The 14,719-nt window shown below is 70.6% G+C and carries 16 protein-coding genes; 7 read left to right on the top strand and 9 right to left on the bottom strand.

Features of this window, described 5'->3' with window-relative positions:
• Nucleotides 1-70: 70 nt before the first annotated feature.
• From HFP15_RS01280 to HFP15_RS01270, 3 genes are read right to left on the bottom strand one after another with little or no spacing between them, the layout of a single operon-like run.
• Nucleotides 71-1,321, bottom strand: a complete 1,251-nt coding sequence (locus tag HFP15_RS01280) for a metal-dependent hydrolase family protein (protein ID WP_168510472.1) — start codon at nucleotides 1,319-1,321, stop codon at nucleotides 71-73.
• Between the two features lie 4 nt (nucleotides 1,322-1,325).
• Nucleotides 1,326-1,655, bottom strand: coding sequence for a hypothetical protein (locus tag HFP15_RS01275; protein WP_168510470.1), 330 nt, complete (start codon nucleotides 1,653-1,655; stop codon nucleotides 1,326-1,328).
• A gap of 13 nt (nucleotides 1,656-1,668) precedes the next feature.
• Nucleotides 1,669-2,931 (bottom strand): aromatic ring-hydroxylating oxygenase subunit alpha, encoded by a 1,263-nt coding sequence (locus HFP15_RS01270; RefSeq protein WP_168510468.1) that lies wholly within the window; start codon nucleotides 2,929-2,931, stop codon nucleotides 1,669-1,671.
• 219 nt (nucleotides 2,932-3,150) lie between these two features.
• Between HFP15_RS01270 and HFP15_RS01265 the strand changes: the two genes are divergently transcribed.
• The 5 genes from HFP15_RS01265 to HFP15_RS01245 all read left to right on the top strand — a co-directional run bounded on the left by HFP15_RS01265 (nucleotide 3,151) and on the right by HFP15_RS01245 (nucleotide 7,290).
• A complete protein-coding gene (locus HFP15_RS01265) occupies nucleotides 3,151-3,804 on the top strand; it encodes a TetR/AcrR family transcriptional regulator (RefSeq protein WP_168510466.1) in 654 nt (217 codons plus the stop codon).
• Between the two features lie 55 nt (nucleotides 3,805-3,859).
• A complete protein-coding gene (locus HFP15_RS01260; RefSeq protein WP_168510464.1) occupies nucleotides 3,860-4,684 on the top strand; it encodes an acyl-CoA thioesterase in 825 nt (274 codons plus the stop codon).
• Nucleotides 4,685-4,686: 2 nt separating this feature from the next.
• Nucleotides 4,687-5,718: an NAD(P)H-dependent amine dehydrogenase family protein gene (locus HFP15_RS01255; protein ID WP_168510462.1), complete on the top strand. Its 1,032-nt coding sequence runs from the start codon at nucleotides 4,687-4,689 to the stop codon at nucleotides 5,716-5,718.
• A gap of 64 nt (nucleotides 5,719-5,782) precedes the next feature.
• A complete protein-coding gene (locus HFP15_RS01250) occupies nucleotides 5,783-6,544 on the top strand; it encodes an SDR family NAD(P)-dependent oxidoreductase (protein ID WP_168510460.1) in 762 nt (253 codons plus the stop codon).
• A gap of 26 nt (nucleotides 6,545-6,570) precedes the next feature.
• Nucleotides 6,571-7,290 carry an SDR family NAD(P)-dependent oxidoreductase gene (locus HFP15_RS01245; RefSeq protein WP_210716590.1) on the top strand — a complete coding sequence of 240 codons (720 nt, stop codon included), beginning with the start codon at nucleotides 6,571-6,573 and terminating at the stop codon, nucleotides 7,288-7,290.
• A gap of 15 nt (nucleotides 7,291-7,305) precedes the next feature.
• On the opposite strand, the gene HFP15_RS01240 is transcribed toward HFP15_RS01245, so the two are convergent.
• Genes HFP15_RS01240 through HFP15_RS01220 form a run of 5 tightly spaced genes read right to left on the bottom strand, consistent with a single transcriptional unit; the run spans nucleotide 7,306 to nucleotide 12,374 of the window.
• Entirely contained in the window at nucleotides 7,306-8,070 is a 765-nt protein-coding gene (locus tag HFP15_RS01240) for an enoyl-CoA hydratase/isomerase family protein (RefSeq protein ID WP_168510455.1), read from the bottom strand.
• A 1-nt stretch (nucleotide 8,071) separates the two neighbouring features.
• A complete protein-coding gene (locus HFP15_RS43740; RefSeq protein WP_168510453.1) occupies nucleotides 8,072-9,160 on the bottom strand; it encodes an acyl-CoA dehydrogenase family protein in 1,089 nt (362 codons plus the stop codon).
• Nucleotides 9,147-10,049: an acyl-CoA dehydrogenase family protein gene (locus HFP15_RS01230; protein ID WP_168510451.1), complete on the bottom strand. Its 903-nt coding sequence runs from the start codon at nucleotides 10,047-10,049 to the stop codon at nucleotides 9,147-9,149. The genes HFP15_RS43740 and HFP15_RS01230 overlap by 14 nt, the downstream gene beginning before the upstream one ends.
• Nucleotides 10,027-11,421, bottom strand: a complete 1,395-nt coding sequence (locus HFP15_RS01225; protein ID WP_168510449.1) for a class I adenylate-forming enzyme family protein — start codon at nucleotides 11,419-11,421, stop codon at nucleotides 10,027-10,029. Before HFP15_RS01225 ends, HFP15_RS01230 begins: the two co-directional genes overlap by 23 nt.
• The gene (locus HFP15_RS01220; RefSeq protein ID WP_168510446.1) at nucleotides 11,418-12,374 is read right to left on the bottom strand and encodes a TIGR03564 family F420-dependent LLM class oxidoreductase; all 957 of its coding nucleotides are present in this window, start codon (nucleotides 12,372-12,374) and stop codon (nucleotides 11,418-11,420) included. The genes HFP15_RS01225 and HFP15_RS01220 overlap by 4 nt, the downstream gene beginning before the upstream one ends.
• A gap of 99 nt (nucleotides 12,375-12,473) precedes the next feature.
• Here HFP15_RS01220 and HFP15_RS01215 point away from each other — a divergent pair, with 99 nt between their 5' ends.
• Together HFP15_RS01215 and HFP15_RS01210 are read left to right on the top strand one after the other, a co-directional pair.
• On the top strand, nucleotides 12,474-12,701 hold the full coding sequence (locus HFP15_RS01215; RefSeq protein WP_210716589.1) for a hypothetical protein: 228 nt from the start codon (nucleotides 12,474-12,476) through the stop codon (nucleotides 12,699-12,701).
• A gap of 10 nt (nucleotides 12,702-12,711) precedes the next feature.
• Nucleotides 12,712-13,878 carry a thiolase family protein gene (locus HFP15_RS01210; RefSeq protein WP_168510444.1) on the top strand — a complete coding sequence of 389 codons (1,167 nt, stop codon included), beginning with the start codon at nucleotides 12,712-12,714 and terminating at the stop codon, nucleotides 13,876-13,878.
• Nucleotides 13,879-13,904: 26 nt separating this feature from the next.
• On the opposite strand, the gene HFP15_RS01205 is transcribed toward HFP15_RS01210, so the two are convergent.
• Nucleotides 13,905-14,702, bottom strand: coding sequence for an NAD(P)-dependent oxidoreductase (locus HFP15_RS01205; protein WP_168510442.1), 798 nt, complete (start codon nucleotides 14,700-14,702; stop codon nucleotides 13,905-13,907).
• Between the last annotated feature and the right edge of the window lie 17 nt (nucleotides 14,703-14,719).

Below are 14,719 nucleotides of genomic sequence, written 5' to 3'. Positions count from 1 at the left end.
CGGCTCCGAAACCCGCTGGTAAGAACATTTTCATAACAGATAATTTGCTATATCAAAATCGGTAATTTTCTTACCCAACGCACTCGTTCCGGAACACCCGGCCACCTTTCATGACGAAGCGCACCTGCTCGGTGACGCCGACGTCGGCCAGCGGATCCCCCGGTACGGCGATGACGTCGGCGAGCAGCCCCGCCTCGAGCCGTCCGCGGTCGTCCACGTCGATCAGCTCCGCGGCGACGGTGGTGGCCGAGCGGATCGCCTGCAGCGGCGTCATTCCACGTTGGACGAGTGCGAGCAGCTCCTTGGCGTTCTTGCCGTGCGGGATCGCCGGCGCGTCGGTGCCGCACGCGATCCGCACGCCCAGCTCGATGGCCTTGCTGATGGTCGCGCGCGAGCGCGGGAACACCTCGGCCGCCTTCGCCCTCAACTCGGGTGCGGCGTTGGAGGTGTCCATGCCCTCGGTCAGATAGGTTGTGGCGACAAGGAAAGTCCCGTGTTCGAGCATCAGCTCCAGCGTCGGTCCGGTGGCCAGCGAGCCGTGCTCGATGCAGTCGATTCCGGCCTCGATCGCGTGCCGGATCGCCTCGTCGCCCATGCAGTGCGCGGCGACCTTGAGCCCCGCCCGGTGCGCCTCGTCGGCGATGGCCCGCAGCTCTTCGTCGGAGTACTGCTGCGCACCGGCGGGCCCGGTATGCGACATGACCCCGTTGGAGGCGCACACCTTGATCACCCGGGCGCCGTGCTTGATCTGGTATCGCACCGCCTTGCGCACTTCGGCGACCCCGTCGGCGATGCCCTCCTCGACGGTGAGCGGCATGATGTGCGGGGCCAGGGCCTGGAACATCGTCGGGTCGAGATGCCCGCCGGTGGGCGTGATCGCGTGCCCGGCGGGCACCACCCTCGGCCCGTCGATCCAGCCGAGGTCGGTGGCCTTGCCCAGCGCCACGTCCAGCATCAGCCCGCCGGTCTGCACGAACAGCCCGAGATTGCGCACGGTGGTGAACCCGGCCCGCAACGTCCGCCGCGCGTTGGCGACCGCGCGCAGCGTGCGCACCGCGGGATCGTCCTGGACCGGGTTGAGCGGGCTGCGGTGGTCGGGGCCGCCGAGCAGGAGGTTGACCTCCATGTCCATCAGGCCCGGCAGCAGCGTCACGTCGCCGAGGTCGAGCACCTGGGCACCGGCGGGCACCGTGGCGGGGCGGGCCTCGGCGATCCGGTCGCCGGTGACGAGCAGTTCGCCGGGTTCGATCAGCTCGCCCTTGTCCACGTCGAGCATCCGTGCGGCACGCAGGTGAACCGGTGGCCGTGGTGTGCGGGGCATGGCGTCAGACGGCGGGTTCGACCACGGCGTCGATGCTGGCGGCCCCGCTGTCGGGAACACGCGCCTGGCGCCACGCCTCGATGGGGAAGGCGACCGTCACCAGCGCGCAGAACAGCCACAGCAGGTTCTTGTCCTGCTCGCCGATGTCGTCCAGCCGCACCTGCTCCAGGTAGGCCGACCCGGCCTCCAGGCGCGGGAAGGCCGTGTCGTAGAACGTCTGCAGCTGCTCCATTGTGGACGCCATGCGCTTGGCGTAGCGGGCGCGCTCGGTCGGGACCGCCCAGTCCGCGAACGGTTCGAGATCGGCGAAGGCGGGCGGGAACGTGTTCGCCATGGTTCTCCTCGGCTCAGGCTTTCTGGTACTCGCGGACGTAGCGGGCGGCGCAGTGGTGGAGATGACGCAGCAGGACTTCCTGGTCGTTGAGCGGGAACTCGGTGACCGCGCGCGATTCGAGCATCGTCTGGGTGGCTTCGAGGGTGTTGCCGTCCTGCAGTCCGTACTCCTTGAACGACACCACCGCCAGCTCCTGCTGCAACCGCTGGAAGGCGTTCTCCGGCGGCACGAAGTAGGCGGTGCCCTCGAAGATGTGCGTGTTGTACGAGGTCGGCCAGTAGTGGTAGGTCAGCACCCAGTTCGGCCGCCAGATCAGGAGCATGAAGTTCGGGAAGAACACGAACGAGTCCATGCCCCACAGCTTGTTCCTGGTGGGGTTGACCGCGGGCGGCAGCTGTTCGGTGGTCAGCCCGATGTCGGGTGCGTCCCACGGGCCGAACAGCCCGCTGCGCAGCGCACGCTCGATCGGCTTGACCATCGCCTTCTCCTTGGGCGGCGCGATGCCACCCCAGGAGGACACCATGCTGTGCGGGCCGTCGATGTCGTAGGCCAGCGCCTCGTAGCCGTACTTCTGGATCTTGCGGGCCTCCTCGGCCACGTACTGGCCCGAGTGCAGGATCGGCGCGTGGTAGAACTCGGCGAACGCGTCGATGAACAGCTTCCAGTTGCTGCCGATCTCCGCGCGGTACTTGTGCACCTGGGTCAGCTTGTGGAACGGGTAGCCCTCGATGCCCTTGGCGAACTTGCCGAGGTAGTCGCGCAGCGGCGTGGTGTTCTCGGTGTCCAGGTTGACGAAGACGAAGCCTTCCCAGACCTCCGCCTGGACGGGCTTGAGGCCGTAGGCGGACTTGTCCAGGCCGAAGAACTCGCCCTCCTGCTGGACGAAGGTCAGCTCGCCCTCCAGCGAGTACCGCCACGCGTGGTACTTGCAGGTGAACTGGCGGCAGAAGCCGCCGACCTCCTCGCTCGGGTAGTCGTTCCACACCAGCTTGTTGCCGCGGTGGCGGCACACGTTGTGAAACGCCCGCACCTCACCGTCGCTGCCGCGCACGACCACGACCGACGTGCGGGCCGCGTCCAGTTCCTTGGTGAAGTAGCTGCCCTTGCGCGGCAACTGCTCGACCCTGCCGACATTGAGCCAGCTGCGACGGAAGATCGCGTCGCACTCCTGCTCGTAGACCTCGGGCGAGATCGAGTCCTCGTACGACAGGGGCTCGGTGCCGATCTTGAAATGTTCCGTCCAGCTGCCCTCGGCTGGCTTGGCGAAGTGTGCCATGTGATCTGGTCCTCCGGTCACGTCGACAAGCCGACGATAGCAACGATCTCCAAAAAAGAGAAGACCATTTCCGCTAGCCAAGGCCACTATCCGCCTCCTCGGCACCACCCAAGAGGGCGACGAGAAGGCGACTTGCCGGAGGGGATACGACTGATCAGGGAAGACTTACCTGTACAGTTCGGTTATGTTCTTCCGGTGGCATAGAGGACGGACCAGCTGGTGAGCACCCCGAGCGAAGAACCGGCCTGGAAACAGCGCGCGGTCGAACGTTCCATCCAGTCCGCGAAGGTGCGCGCCGAGCAGCGCGTGCAGCGCTTCCTCGACGCCGCTCAGGTGATCATCACGGAGAAGGGCAGCACGGACTTCACCGTGCAGGAGGTCGTCGACCGCTCGCGCCAGTCGCTGCGCAGCTTCTACCTGCACTTCGACGGCAAGCACGAGCTGCTGCTGGCGCTGTTCGAGGACGCGCTCGCCCGCGCGGCCGACCAGATCCGCGCCGCCGCGGTCGGGCACCGCAAGCCGCTCGCCAAGCTCAAGACCGCGGTCCAGCTGCTGTTCGAGCTGTCCCGGCCCGATCCCAACGCCCAGCGGCCACTGTTCACCGATTTCGCCCCGCAGCTGCTGGTGTCGCATCCGGCCGAGGTCAAGGTCGCGCACGCGCCCCTGCTCACACTGTTCACCGAGCTGCTGGCCGAGTCCGAGGAGGCCGGCGAGCTGCGCCAGGGCGCGAACCCGCACCGGATGGCGGCGCTGGTCATGCAGACGGTGATGTTCAACGCGCAGTCCAGCGGGGCGCCGGACGACGAGGGCGCACACCCCATCAGTGCCGACGAGATCTGGGAGTTCTGCGCGAACGGCTTCGCCAAGCACTAGCACCCTGCGAGAGAACGCTATTCTCCAATGAGAAGAGTTGCTTTATGCTCTCCTCATGGCGGACTTGTGGAGCGATCTCCTTTCGTGCCTGGAGCTGAACGGCGTTCCCGCGGGCGCGGCCACTCGCGCGGAGAACACCACGGTGCTCGAGGGCCGCAACCAGGATCTGAGCTACCACCGGCTTTTCGGCGGGCAGCTGCTCGGGCAGTTCGTCCGGGCCGCGTGCCAGGTCTGCCCAGACAAGGCGGTCAAATCGCTGCACGCGTTGTTCCCCAAGGAGGGCCGCAACGACGAGCTGGTCTCCTACGAGGTGGTCAAGCAGCACGAGGGCCGCTCGTTCGCGACGCTGTCCGTCGTCGCGCGGCAGTCGCGCGGGGTGATCGCCACCGCGTCGCTGTCGATGCACGCGCCGGAAGGCGGGCTCGACCGGCAGACCGCACCGGCGCTCCCGGCCGTCCCCGGCGCGGAGCACGAGGTCGATCTCGGCATGATCCCCTGGCAGACCAGGACAACGGGTGATCTGGACGACCGCGCGCCGACGCGCCCCGAGCTGGACCTGTGGATGCGCACCCCGTCCGTCGCGGCCGGGCTGGCCCCCGCGCTGCTCGCCTACGCGACCGACCTGACCCTGATCGGCACCGCGCTGCGACCGCTGGAGGGCATCAGCCAGCAGGACGCGGGCACCGCGTTCGTCTCCGCCGTCACCTCCCACACGCTGTGGTTCCACCGTCCATTCCGGACCGACTCGTGGCTGCTGTTGCGCCAGCAGAGCCCGGTCGTGGCGCACGGCCGCTGCTACGGCCGCGGCGACGTGCTCACCGAGGGCGCCTCGCTCGTCGCCTCCTACGCCCAGGAAGCGCTGCTGCGCTTCCAGCACTGACAATGGGCGGCTACCGGGTCGCGCAGTGGGCGACCGGCAACATCGGCACACGGGCGCTGCGAGCCGTGCTCGAGCACCCCGCGCTGGAACTGGCCGGGTTGTACGTGCACTCGGCGGACAAGGCGGGCCGCGACGCCGGCGAACTGTGCGGTCTCGGCACCACGGGGATCACCGCGACGCGTGAGGTCGGCGAGATCGTGGCGCTGGGCGCGGACTGCGTGCTGTACATGCCGATCGCCTGCGACTTCGACGACGTGTGCCGCCTGCTCGCGGCGGGCACCAACATCGTCACCACCCGGGGCGAGTTCCATCATCCGGCGAGCATGAAACCCGCGCTGCGGCAGCGGGTGGAGGCCGCCTGCGCCGAGGGCGGCACGTCGATTCACAGCACCGGAAGCAGCCCGGGGTTCATCACCGAGGCGCTGCCGCTCGTATTGACCTCGATCCAGCGGCACCTGGACGAGCTGACGATCGACGAGTACGCCGATCTGTCGCAACGGGACTCGCCGGGCCTGCTGTTCGACGTGATGGGCTTCGGCAAGCCGCCCACGGCCTTCGACGAGCGGCGGCTCACGCACGCCCGGGTCAGCTTCGGCCCGTCGCTGCGGCTGGTCGCCGACGCGCTCGCGCTGCCGCTGGACTCGGTCGAGGCGAGCGGCGAGGTCGCGCCCGCCCGGCGGAACGTGACGATCGCGGCGGGTCCGGTCGCGGCGGGAACCGTGGCCGCGCAACGGATCACGGCGTCGGGGATGCGCGACGGGCGGGCACTGCTGAACTTCCGCGCGACGTGGTACTGCACGAAGGACATCGACGCGGACTGGACGCTGCGGGACACCGGCTGGCACGTGGCGGTCGACGGAGACGCGCCGCTGGACATCGGCATCCGGTTCCCGGTGCCGCTGGAGCGGATGGCGAGCGTGACGCCCGGCTACACCGCGCACCGTGCGGTCAACGCGGTGCCCTTCGTGTGCGACGCCGCGCCGGGCATCCGCACGACGGCCGATCTGCCGCAGATCGTGGCCCGATTGGGCTGATCACCCGGCGTGAGAATGCTATTCTCTTTCTGGAAGAGCATCGCTTGCACGAAGGGTAGTGCCGATGGAGATCAGTGGGAGTTCCGCCATCGTGGTCGGCGGCGCGGGAGGTCTCGGCGAGGCCACGGTCCGGCGCCTGCACTCCGCCGGGGCCAAGGTGGTCGTGGCCGACCTGGCCGACGAAAAGGGCAAGGCGCTCGAGGACGAGCTCGGCGTCCGCTACGTGCGGACCGACGCCACCAGCGAGGACGACGTCAACGCCGCAGTGGCCGAGGCGGAGGGCATGGGCCCGCTGCGCATCTCGGTGGACACGCACGGCGGGCCCGCCAGCGGCGGCCGGCTGATCAACAAGGAAGGCAAACCGCTGGAGCTGGACGGGTTCCGCACGACGATCGAGGTCTACCTGACGGGCGTGTTCAACGTGCTGCGCCTCGCCGCCGCCGCGATCGCCAAGCAGGAGCCACTGGAGACCGGGCGCGGCGTCATCGTCAACACGGCCTCGATCGCGGCCTACGAAGGCCAGATCGGCCAGCTGCCCTACTCGGCGGCGAAGGGCGGCGTGGTGGGCATGACGCTGGTCGCCGCCCGCGACCTCTCGCCGCTGGGCATCCGCGTCGTCACGATCGCGCCGGGCACGTTCCTGACGCCGGCCTACGGCAAGGCGGGCGACCAGCTGGAGGCGTACTGGGGCCCGCAGGTGCCGTTCCCGAAGCGGATGGGGCGCTCCCCCGAGTACGCGCACATGGTCCAGTCCATCTGCGAGAACGACTACCTCAACGGCGAAATCATCCGGCTCGACGGCGCGCTGCGGTTCCCGCCGAAATGAGCGGCCTGACGGGAAAGGTGGCCATCGTGGCCGGCGCGAGCCGCGGCATCGGCCGGACCGTCGCGCTGGCGCTGGCCGAGGCCGGCGCGGCGGTCGCCGTCGCCGCCCGCACCGAGCGGGAGGACCGGCTGCCGGGCACGATCCACGACGTCGCCGGGCAGATCACCGCCGCGGGAGGCAAGGCGATCGCGGTGCGCTGCGACGTCACCAGTGAGGAATCGGTCGACTCGGCGGTGGCGGCGGCCGTCGCCGAGTTCGGCGGGGTGGACATCCTGATCGCCAACGCCGGCGTGCTGTGGCTGGGGCCGGTGGAGAGCACGCCACTGAAGCGCTGGCAGCTGTGCCTCGACGTGAACCTGACCGGCGTGTTCCTCGTGACCAAGGCCGTCATCCCGCTGATGCGGGCGCGTGGTGGCGGTTCGCTGGTCGCGGTCACCACGACGGGTACCGGCATGACGGACAAGGGCGCGAACGCGTACTGGGTGTCGAAGGCGGCGGTGGAGCGGCTCTACCTCGGGCTGGCGGCGGACCTGCGGGCCGACAACATCGCGGTGAACTGCCTGAGCCCGTCGCGGGTCGTGCTCACCGAGGGCTGGCGCGCGAACGGCGGCGGGCAGCGGATCCCGGACGAGATGATCGAGCCGCCCGAGGCGATGGCGCGGGCCGCGGTGCTGCTCGCGGGCCAGGACGCCGGTGGCATCACGGGAACCGTGCAGCGTTCGGAGTCGCCGGCCCCGGCGCCCTGAGCAACACTCGCGCGCTCACTTCCCGCCGGTCAGCTTCTCCAGAGTGGCGCGGAAGTCCTCGGTGCCGAAGGACTGGTACTCGGCGGTGGTGGCGTAGTCGAGCGTCGAGAGCACGGCCTGCTCCAGCCGCAGGTTGAGGATCCGCTTTGTGCTCTCCACCGCCTGCCTCGGCAGGCCCGCGATCCGCTTCGCGCAGGCCAGCGCCTCCGCCACCGGATCGGCCACGACGTGATTGGCCAGCCCCATTTCCCGCGCACGCTCGGCGGGGATGCGCGCACCGGTGAACGCGTACTCCTTGGCCAGGTGCAGGCTCGTGTGCAGCGGCCACGTCAGCGGGCCGCCGTCGGCGGCGACCAGGCCGACCTGCACGTGCGGATCGGCCAGATGCGCGGTTTCGGCGATATAGACGACGTCGCTGAGCGCGACGAGGCTGCAGCCGAGGCCGACCGCGGGACCGTTGACCGCCGCCACGACCGGAACCCGGCAGCGAGCCATCCCGAGCACGATGTCCCGTCCGTCCGCGATGGACTGTTCACGCAGGACGGGATCGCGGCGCAGCTCGCCGAGATAGGTGAAGTCACCGCCCGCCGAGAACGTCTTCCCGGCGCCGGTCAGCACGACCGCGCGTACCTCGCGGTCCTCGCTCAGCCGCGGCCACAGCCGCGCGAGCCCCCGGTGCAGCGCGTCGTTGACGGCGTTGAGCGCGCCGGGCCGGTTCAGCGTGACGATCCTCAGTGGACCGTCGGCGGTCACCTCGATCTCGTCCGGCATGTCGTACATGTCAGGCCCCCAATCCGAGGATTCGCGACGCGATGATGTTCTTCTGGATCTGCGACGTGCCACCCATGACGCTCTGCGCGCGGCTGTAGAGGTAGGCGCCGAGCAGGCCCTCGTCGTCGGTCCCGCCGACGGCCAGCGCCGCGTGCCCGACGGCCTGTTCGACCCACGTCATGAGCAGTTTGTCCAGCGAGCCCTCGGGCCCGTGCACGACGCCGTCGAGCTGTTCGGACAGCCGCCGCCGCACGTGCAGGCGCAGCATCTCCGTCTGCACCTGCGCCCAGGCTAGCTCGTGCGGGGCACTGCCCCGCGCACGCGCGAGCAGGTCCCGCACGAGCTTGCCGTACCGCGCCGAGAAGCCCAAAGTGGACGGTTCGCGTTCGTGCCCGACCACCGTCATCGCCAGCGGCCAGCCCGCACCGGGGGCGCCGACCATCTGGTCCGCGGGAACCGTCGCCCCGTCGAAGAGAACCTGCCCGAACTCGCGGGTCACCCCGCTCATCATCTTCAGCGGCCGCTGCTCGACGCCGGGCTGGTGCATCGAGATGATGAACGCCGAGATCCCGCGATGCCGGGGCGCGTCCGGATCGGTGCGGGCCAGCAGCAGGCACCAGTCGGCGACGTCGGAGTAGCTGGTCCAGATCTTGTGCCCGTGCATGACATAGGTATCGCCCTCGCGGGTGGCGGTGGTGGCCAGTGACGCCAGGTCCGAACCGGCGCCGGGCTCGGAGAAACCCTGGCACCAGCGTTCCGTGCCGTTGATCATGCCGGGCAGGAAGCGCTTTCTCAGCGCCTCGTCACCGTGCCTTCCCAGTCCCTGCACGAGATAGCCGAGACTCGGCCGGGGCGGGGCGGCCGCCAGGGCCAGCTCCTCGTCGAGGATCACGTCGTACACGGGAGGCAACTCGTGCCCGCCGTAGGCCTTGGGCCAGGACAGCCCGAAGAACCCGGCGGCGTAGAGCTCGCGGTGCCATCCGGGCTGGCGTTGCCAGTACTCGTCGCCCGAGGTCGGGAACCGTTTCGCGTTCTCGTCCAGCCAGGTACGCAGGCGGGCACGGAAGGCGGCTTCGGCGGGGGAATCACGAAAGTCCACTGCTGATCTCCTCGATGCGCACGGGGAACAACTCGGTGGAGGTGAGCGCCCGCCGCAGGTAGACGTGGGCCAGACAGTCCCAGGTGTTGCCGATCCCGCCGTGCACCTGCACCGCCGTCTCGCACACCGTGCGCGCGGCGCGGGCGGTGTAGATCTTCGCGATCCTGGCCGCCCGCAGGGCCTCCTCCGGCGACAGTTCGTCGACGGCCCACGCGGCGTGCCGCAGCACGCTCACCGACCCCTCGATCAACGCCAGTCCCTCGGCCAGCAGATGCGCGACGGCCTGGTACGAGCCGATCGCCGCGCCGTACTGCTCGCGGACCTTCGCGTACTCACACGCGAGCGCGTGCGCGCCGCGGGAGACCCCGACGAGATCGGCGCACGTCACGACCAGCGCCAGCGCCTGCCAGCGCACGGCGGCCCCGGCCGGCACCGAGCCGAGCGGTTCGAGCGGGCCGGACAGCTCGGCGTGGTGCCGCGTGAGGTCCGCACCCGGCACCGCGGCTGCGACCCGGCCCGCGAGGACCTCCTGTCCGTGCAGGGTCAGCGCGCGCCGGAAACCACGCACGTCGACCGCCTCGTCGTGCACCGCGATCGTGGCGGGTTCCTCGTCGCGCACGTGGCGGCACAGTTCGTCGGCGAGCACCGGTCCGAGGAACGGCACGTCCACGAGTCCCCGCCCGAACTCCTCCGCCACGATCGCGACCTCGACGCCGGACGCGCCGTCCGAGCGCAGGGCGCGCCAGCCGGTGGCGTCCACCGCCTTCTCCAGCCGCTCGATCCGGTCGGTGACGGACAGCTCCGGCACCGAATCCGGGCCGAGATCGGCCGCCAGCTTGGCGGCCGCGTCCCGCAACTGCCGCTGCTCACTGGTCAGCCGGACGTCCATAGCGCTCCTTGAGGACTCGCCGCAGCACCTTGCCCGAGGGCAGGCGCGGGATCTCGGGCACGAACACGATTTCGCGTGGCCGCTTGTAGGAGGCCAGCGACTCGCCGACGAGCGTCACGAGCTTCTCGGCCTCGATCGCCTCGGCGGCGGTGACGGCCGCGATGACGGCTTCCCCGTCGGCCGTGTCGGGCACGCCGAACACCGCGCAGTCCGACACCGCGGGATGGCCGTGCAGCACGGCCTCGACCTCCGCGGGCGCGACCTGGAAACCCCGCACCTTGATCATCTCCTTGGACCGGTCGGTCAGCCGCACCCAGCCCTCGGCGTCGATGGTGCCGACATCGCCGGTGCGGTACCAGCCGTCCGCGAACGCCGCGGCGGTGTCCTGTGCGGGCAGGTAACCCGCCATCAGCGATTCGGCTCGCGCCTGGATCTCGCCGGTCTCCCCCGGCCCGAGCGGCTCCCCGGTCTCCAGCGACACCACCCGTAGCTCCACCCCGGGCACGGCCATGCCCGCGCTGTCCAGCCGCGCCCTGTCGAGCGGATTGCACGCGATCACCGGCAGTTCACTCGCCCCGTACGCGGGCACCCACGGCACGCCGGTCCGCCGGGTGACGATCTCGGCGACGCTCGGCGTCACCGGCGTCGCGCCCCACATGATGTAGCGCAGCGAGGACAGGTCGAACGACTCCAGGTCCGGATGCGAGGCGATGGCCAGCGCGATCGGCGCGACGGCCATCTCCACGGTGATCCGGTCGGTCTCGACGGCCCGCAGCATCGCGTTCAGGTCGAACCGCCGGTGCAGGCGCATCCAGGCGCCCGCGTCGAGTGCGGTGACGATGTTGAGCAGCCCGAGGATGTGCGAGGGCGGGGTGACGATCTGGATCCGGTCGGCGGCGGTCAGGCCGAGCGCGTCCCGCCAGTGCTCGACGGCCGCGGCGAACGAGCGGTGCGTGTGCCGCACGGCCTTGGGCATCCCGGTGGTGCCGGAGCTGAACACGAGCACCGCGTCGCCGTCCGGATCGGGCGCGGGCGGCCGTGCCTCGCCCGGTTCGATGGGATCGTCCAGCGACAGCATCGGCATCAGCCCGGCCAGCACGGGGTGATCACCGACGGCGCAGGACGCCTCGGTGATGGCCAGCGCATGCCGCACCTCGGCGTCCTTCCAGGCCGGGCTGATCAGCACCACGGCGGCGCCGAGCCGCCAGATGGCGCGCACGGCCACGACGAACTCGGGCCGGTTGGACGCCATGAGCGCCACGCGCGAGCCCGCGCGGGCCCCGCGGGCCGCGAGCTTCGTGGCGAGCCCGGCGGCCAGCGCGTCCAGCTCCGCCAGGCCGTACTGCCTCTGCCCGAAGGCGAGGACGTTCACCGGAACTCCGCGGCGAGTCCGGCGATCATCTCCCGCGTGCGCCGTTTCGAGGCCACCAGTTCCTCCCGCCCTTCGCCGATCGGCAGCAGCCGCACAGAAAGATCGGTCACCCCGGCCTCGGCGAACCGCCGGAACCGCGCGGCGATCGCTTCTTCGTCACCGGCGGCGCACAGGTCGCCGACGTCGCGGGCGTCGCCGTAGGACAGCAGCCGCTGGTAGTTGGGCGAGACCTCGGCCTCGCCGAGAATCCGGTTCGCACGTTCCCTCGCGGCATCCACTTCGGACGGACGGCACAGGCAGACCGGGATGCCGGCGACGATCCGCGGCGCCTGCCTGCCCGCCTCGGCGGCGGCCTTGCTGATGCGCGGCACGACGTGCTCGGCGACCGCGCGTTCGTCGGCCATCCACAGCACCGTGCCGTCGGCGTGCCTGCCCGCGAGCGCGAGCATCACCGGGCCGAGCGCGGCCACCAGCACCGGCATCGGCGCCACCGGGGCGAGATCGAGCGGATTGTGCACGGTGAACGTGTCGTTCTCGGCGTCGACCCGGCCCGGCCCGCTCAGCGCGGCGTCGAGCACCTGAAGGTAGTCGCGGGTGTAGGCGGCGGGCTTGTCGTACGGCAGGCCCAGCATGTCGCGCACGACCCAGTGATGTGACGGCCCGACCCCCAGCGCGAGCCGTCCTTGCGTGGCGGCGTGCGCGGACAGTGCCTGGCGGGCCAGCGCGATCGGATGCTGCGCCTGCAGCGGCACGACCGCCGTGCCCAGCTCGATCCGGCTCGTGCGCGTGCCCATCAGCGCGACCGCGATCAGCGCGTCGAAATCGGAGGGGATCTGCGGCACCCACGCGGTGTGCATGCCCGCGTTCTCGGCCCACTCGGCGTCGTCGAGCATCCGGTCCATCTTGCGCGCCGTGTCCCTGCGTTCGGGGCCGATCATCACGCCGATCCGCACGGGTCCTCCACGTCGTCCATGTGTGATTACGCTACTTGCGAAAAGCGAGAATGCCAATACCATCATTGAGAATGAAGCTTTGAGAACTTCGGGAGAGCGATGCCTGACAGGCGCAACGACCTGGCCGGCGGCAAGGCGGCCGCCGTGGTCGGCGATGTCCGCCGCGAAGAGGACGTGCGAGGCACGTTCCTGCTCACCCAGTCCTGCCTGCCCGCACCGCGGAACTCGGCGAACCCGCACGTGCTCGAAGAGGCCGGTGTGGACGATCTGTCCCGCTACGGCGGCGGGGACGACCCGCGGCCGAATTTGTTCCTGGATGAAGGATGAGGTTTCCCCGATGACCGACGCGGTGATCATCAGCGCGGTGCGGACCCCGGTCGGCACCGCGCGCAAGGGCACGCTGACCGAGACCCCGGCCGAGGCCCTGGCCACCCACGTGCTCGTGGAGTCGGTTCGCCGGTCGGGCCTGGCGCCGGAGTCCCTCGACGACGTGATGTTCGCGGAATCGATGTACGGCGGCGGAGATCTCGCGCGCTACGCCGCCGTAGCCGCGGGCATGACGCACCTGGCGGGGCAGGCGGTGAACCGGCACTGCGCGGGCAGCCTCACCACGGTCGGCAACGCCGCCGCGAGCATCCGCGCCGGCATGGACCGCGCCGTCGTGGCCGGTGGCGTGCAGTCCTCGTCGCTGGGCCCGAAGAACGTCTGGCGCGTGCCGGGCTCGGACGAAACCGTGACCCGCAACCCGCCGACGTTCCCGCAGACCGAGACCGCCAACGACGACGTGACGCTGACCGTCGGCTGGAACGTCGCGCACAAGTACGGGATCAGCCGGGAGCGGATGGACGCGTGGGCGGTGCGCTCCCACCAGCGTGCGATCGCCGCGATCGACGCGGGGACCTTCGCCGACGAGATCGCGCCGGTCACGGTGACCCGCAAGGACGGCACCGTCACCGAGTTCGCGGTCGACGAGCATCCTCGGCGCGACACGTCGCTGGAGAAGGTAGCCGCGCTCAAGCCGCTGCATCCCGAGATCGAGGGTTTCTCCATCACCGCCGGCAACGCCTGCGGCGCCAACGACGGGGCCGCGGCGCTCACGCTCGCGTCCGGCGATCTCGTGCGCGAGGCCGGTCTGACCGGCCTCGGCCGTGTGCGGGCCTGGGCCGCCGCCGGTGTCGATCCGCGGTTCACCGGCGTCGGCGCGATCGACTCGATCGTCAAGGTCCTCGGCCGGGCCGGACTGTCGGTGCCCGACGTGCACCTGTGGGAGATCAACGAGGCGTTCGCGTCGGTGCCGGTCGCGGCGTGCCAGGAACTGGGCATCGACGAGGAGACGGTCAACATCCACGGCAGCGGATGCAGTCTCGGCCATCCGGTGGCCGCCACCGGCGCCCGGATGCTGACCACGCTCACGCACGAACTGCGGCGGCGCGGCGGCGGGATCGGCGTGGCCGCGATGTGCGCCGGCGGCGGGCAGGGCGGCGCCGTCGTGGTCGAGGTCTGAAGTCCACAGTGGAGAGTGCGGGCAGGTCAGGGCCGCCGCGGCGCGATCGCGTCGATCGCGGTGTCGATGGCGCGCAGGTCGCCACCCAGTTCGGCGGCGACCGTCCTGGCCACGGCCACGTCCTTGCCGAGGAAGTCACGCACGTTCTCGGTGAAGGCCGCGACGGACCGGCGTGCGGCCGCACCGGCCAGCGCACGGCTCGCGGCACTGCCGTGCGACAGCGCGCCGAGCAGCGGCTCCTCGGCGACGCCCAGCTGTCCCGCCACGCGCACGGCCTCGGTGAGCAGGCCGATGTGGGCGGCGAACAGGGCGTTGTTGATCAGCTTGACGCGCTGGCCCGCACCGAGGGCACCGACGTGCAGCACCGGATCCGCGTAACTGCCGAGCACGGGACGCACCCGCGCCACGGCGTCCTCCGCGCCGCCGACGAACAACGTCAGCCTGCCGGCGGCGATGTCGTGCGGGCCGCCGCTGACCGGAGCGTCGAGCACCGAGATGTGCGCGGCCCGGGCGGCGATTTCCCCGGCGGTGCTTGGACTTCCGGTGGTGTGCACGACGAGCACCGAACCCGGCAGCATGCGGTCGAGCAGGGCTCCGCCGAGGCAGACCTCACGCACCTGCTCGTCGCTGAACACGCACACCACGACGGCGTCCGCGCCGTCGGCGACGGAACCGGTCTCCCCCACCACGTCCGCGCCTTCGGCGGCCAGCGCCTCGCGCACCGCCGCCGATCGGCCCAGCACCCGCGCCTGATGTCCCGCCGCCAGCAGCCTCGTCACCATCGGGCGGCCCATCCTGCCGGCACCCACGAATCCCAGTCGCATCGGATCTACCCCATCTA

This window comes from Amycolatopsis acididurans (genome assembly GCF_012328925.1).
Lineage (GTDB): Bacteria > Actinomycetota > Actinomycetes > Mycobacteriales > Pseudonocardiaceae > Amycolatopsis_E > Amycolatopsis_E acididurans.
The sequence above is the reverse complement of the archived record's forward strand: the minus strand, read 5'-3'. Positions and strand labels throughout refer to the sequence as shown.